This is a genomic window from Mycobacterium sp. TH-M82 (assembly GCF_057473605.1).
On sequence record NZ_JBYCKY010000823.1, the window covers coordinates 1 to 3,873 of the forward strand.

The following is a 3,873-nucleotide window of genomic DNA, read 5'->3' on the forward strand; positions in this document are numbered from 1 at the left end:
CCGCTCAACCAGCTACCAAACGATCAAAGCCCCAACACCAAGGCCCGGGGCCAAAATTCATGCAGATTGGTGGGGCCAAAACGCTTGACGAAACTCAGCCAAGCTTTTCCGTACTGCATCAGGAACGAGCCCGTGGTATAGGGAAGGTCGTACTTGGCGCAGACCTGCCTGACCCGCACCGAGATCTCCTGCAGCCGGTTGCTGGGCAGATCGGGGTAGAGGTGATGCTCGATCTGGTGGCACAGGTTGCCACTCATGAACCGCAGAGTGGGTCCGGCGTCAAAGTTGGCGCTACCCAGCATCTGGCGCAGATACCACCGGCCCCGGGTTTCACCGACCATGTCGGTCTTCGCGAATTTCTCGGCGCCATCGGGGAAATGCCCACAAAAGATCACCGCGTTGGCCCAGACGTTGCGGACCACGTTGGCCACCACGCTGGCCTTCAGCGTCGATTTGTAGCTCGCCGCCGGCGACAGCGAGGTCAGCGCCGGGAACGCGACATAGTCCTTTAGCACCTGCCTTCCGGCCTTCGCGGAAAACTCGCGCACCCGCAGGCGGTTGATGTCGCGGTCCGGGCCGGCCTTGAAGACCTTGCTGAACTCGATGGACTGCAAGCCAATTCCCCACTCGAATCCCAGCGCGAGGATGGCGTTGAACAGCACGTTGCCGACGTTGAAGAGCTCCCAGGGCTGATCACGAGTAACTCGAAGGACGGTGTAGCCCACATCGTCATCCATGTCCAGGATGTTGGTGTACTTGTGGTGTTGGAAGTTGTGGCTGAAGCGCCAGTGTTTTGACGCCGCACTCATGTCCCATTCCCATGTCGAGGAATGGATCTCGGGATCGTTCATCCAATCCCACTGGCCGTGCGTGACATTGTGGCCGACCTCCATGTTCTCGATGATCTTGGCCAGGGCAAGGGTCACCGTTCCCGCCCACCACGCAGAGCGTCTCGAGCTACCGGCCAGCATGAGCCGGCCGGCAACCTCCAGGGCACGTTGCGCGGCGATGGTGCGGCGGATGTAGCGCGCGTCGCGCTCGCCACGCGAATCCTCGATGTCCAGCCGGATCGCGTCCAGCTCAACGCCCAGACTCTCAATGTCGGCGTCGGTCAGGTGGGCGAAGGCCGGGATGTCCGTAATAGCCATCGTTTGCTCCGTTCGTAGGCTCATATGTCGGGTTCCCAGCCCGTCGGCAACGAAGAACCGGGCTCACCGCGGCTGCTGCGGCCCACAAAGACCAGCACCAAGTCGGCCGGCGCGGCCGCTATGATTTGTTCCGAAAAGGCTGGGCTGCGGCCTTCAGCCGCAGATGATTAACCGTTTCGGCGGTTCCTTCGGGGTGGCGCACCCAGGTGTGCCCGGTGTCTGTGCGGGCGGTTCCAGTTTGTCTGCGCGTTCCCATTGTTCGTTGAGTTGGCCCTGTGTGACAGGGTTAAGTGAGACAGCAGCAGTAGCCAATCATCGCTACAGGGCGAGACAGGATCACCATTTTCCGTGACTATGACGATCGCATCCCTGGACGGGTGCAGTGATAATGACCAAGTGGACAACGTGCCCGATCCAGGTGCTCGGGCGCGGCGGCGCACGTTCACCGCCGAGTACAAGGCCCGCATCCTCGACGAGTACGACGCGCTGTCGGTGGGCTCGTCGGAGCGTGGTGCGTTGCTGCGCCGTGAAGGCCTGTACAGCTCGCATATCGCCGAATGGCGAAAGGCCCGTGATGCCGGCGCTCGGGAGGGTTTGTCGGCGAAGGGCAAGCCGAAGCGCAGCGCTGAGCAGGTCGAGTTGGACAAGCTGCGGCGGCGCACCACGCAACTGCAGGCTGAGCTGGATCGGACCAAGCTAGCGCTGGAGATCACGGGAAAAGCACACGCGCTCTTGGAGATGCTCTCCGAGAGCGCGGATTTCGAGCCGAAGTCCAAGCCGTGATCGGCGAGCACCTGCCCGACCTGGAGGCCGCAACCAGCACCAAACGGGCGTGCGAATTGCTGGGTGCATCGCGGGCCACGCTCCACCGCCACCGCAACCCACCACCACGGCCGGCACGGCGGGTGCGGCCCGAGCCACTGAATAAGCTCACCGAGGCCGAACGCCAGCAGATTCTGACGGTGCTGCGCTCAGAGCAGTACTGCGATCTGGCGCCGGCGCAGGTGTGGGCGCGACTGCTTGATGATGGTGTCTACCTGTGCTCGATTCGCACCATGTACCGGCTACTGGCCATTGCCGGGGAGAACCGCGAGCGGCGTCGCCAGCGCACCCATCCGGCGCGCAAGAAACCCGAGCTGATCGCTAACGCACCAAACCGGGTCTGGTCCTGGGATATAACGAAATTGCAAGGGCCACAACGGGGTATCTTCTATCAACTCTATGTGATTATCGACATCTTCTCGCGCTACGTCGTCGGCTGGATCATCGCAGAAGTTGAGGACGGTGAGTTGGCCAAAGCATTTATCGCCGACACCATGGCCCGTCACGGCATCGCCCGCGGCCAGTTGGCCTTGCACGCTGATCGCGGCACCTCGATGACCTCCAAGCCGGTCGCCCAGTTGCTGATCGACCTGGGGGTGGACCGCAGCCACAGCCGCCCGCACGTGTCCAACGACAATCCCTACTCGGAGGCTAATTTCAAGACCCTCAAGTACTGCCCGGCGTTCCCGGGCCGGTTCGGCTCGATCGAAGATGCCCGCGCCTTCTGCACGACATTCTTCGATTACTACAACCATGAGCATCGCCACAGCGGCGTGGGCCTACACACCGTTGCATCGGTGCACTACGGCACCGCAAACGAGATCCAGGCCCAACGTGCCGCCACGCTGGATGCGGCCTACGCCGCTAGGGCGTGTCCCGTAACCGTTTGAGCCAGGCGACGACCGCGTTGAGGACAACGCCGCCGCGGTAGTTGAGGTTGTGCTTGTCGTATCGTGTGGCGATTCCGCGCCATTGCTTGCAGCGTTGAAATCCGCGTTCAACGACGTTGCGACCCTTGTAGTCCTCGACATCAAAGGCTGGTGGGCGCCCGCCGTTTTTTCCTCGGCGCCGCCGGTTGGCAATCTGGTCATCGGGCTGCGGGATCACCGCTGTGATGCCCTTACTACGCAACAGTTCGCGGATGGCTTTCGACGAGTATGCCTTGTCGCCGCGAACTTTGTCCGGACGCGTACGCGGGCGACCCGGTTTGCTGCTGGCCACCTTCAGGTGGCCCATCAGGATCGGAAACATCGGGGCATCGCCGGCCTGGCCGGGCGCAGTCAGGACTACCAGAGGCATCCCTGCCCCATCGACGAGGTGATGGATTTTGGTGCTCAGCCCGCCGCGGGAACGGCCAATGCCGTGGTCAGCCGGCTCTTCGGACAAATTCTTGTAATTCGATGGTGCCCCCTGTGTCGCGCGGGAGGTTCGTGGCGTGCTGATGCGCCCGGTTGACCGTGGAATCGACGCTGACCGCCCAGTCGATCAGATCGGCGTCGGCGGCGACGGTGAGCAATGCACCCAAGATCGCGTCCCACGTGCCGTCTTTGCTGTACTGGTCATGACGGCGCCACGCGGTCTTCCACGCGCCAAATTGCTCGGGCAGATCGCGCCACGGCGAGCCGGTCCTATACCGCCAGATAATCGCCTCGACCACCGTGCGGTGATCACGAAACGGCCTGCCGCCCTTGGCCGAAGCCACTGGCATCAACGGCTCAACCAGAGCCCACATCTCATCGGACAACACCTGCAACCGCGACATCCAACGAACACTGCCACCCAACTCACCAAACGGTTACGGGACACGCCCTAGCCCCAGCGCCCTTTTCCCTCGACCAACGTCAGCCGCACGGCCATCTCCTTGAGTGCCTCGGACAGCCGCGCGTTCTCGGCCTTGGCGGCA

3 protein-coding genes and 1 pseudogene are annotated in these 3,873 nt (G+C 62.6%); 2 read left to right on the forward strand and 2 right to left on the reverse strand.

The features are described 5' to 3' along the window. Positions 1–83: 83 nt before the first annotated feature. Positions 84–1,148 (reverse strand): annotated as a pseudogene (locus AC2VON_RS24085) (fatty acid desaturase family protein); the annotation flags it as partial. Between the two features lie 396 nt (positions 1,149–1,544). Here AC2VON_RS24085 and AC2VON_RS24090 point away from each other — a divergent pair. Together AC2VON_RS24090 and AC2VON_RS24095 are read left to right on the forward strand one after the other, a co-directional pair. After that, positions 1,545–1,931 (forward strand): transposase, encoded by a 387-nt coding sequence (locus AC2VON_RS24090; RefSeq protein WP_486955088.1) that lies wholly within the window; start codon positions 1,545–1,547, stop codon positions 1,929–1,931. Next, entirely contained in the window at positions 1,928–2,860 is a 933-nt protein-coding gene (locus AC2VON_RS24095; protein ID WP_486955089.1) for an IS3 family transposase, read from the forward strand. The genes AC2VON_RS24090 and AC2VON_RS24095 overlap by 4 nt, the downstream gene beginning before the upstream one ends. Here AC2VON_RS24095 and AC2VON_RS24100 read toward each other — a convergent pair. Then, positions 2,835–3,732 (reverse strand): IS5 family transposase gene (locus AC2VON_RS24100; protein ID WP_369738830.1). Its coding sequence is split into 2 segments (ribosomal slippage): positions 2,835–3,399 and positions 3,398–3,732, totalling 900 coding nucleotides; the frame shifts between segments, so codons are not numbered across the junction. The two genes, AC2VON_RS24095 and AC2VON_RS24100, sit on opposite strands and share 26 nt — an antisense overlap. Positions 3,733–3,873 lie beyond the last annotated feature (141 nt).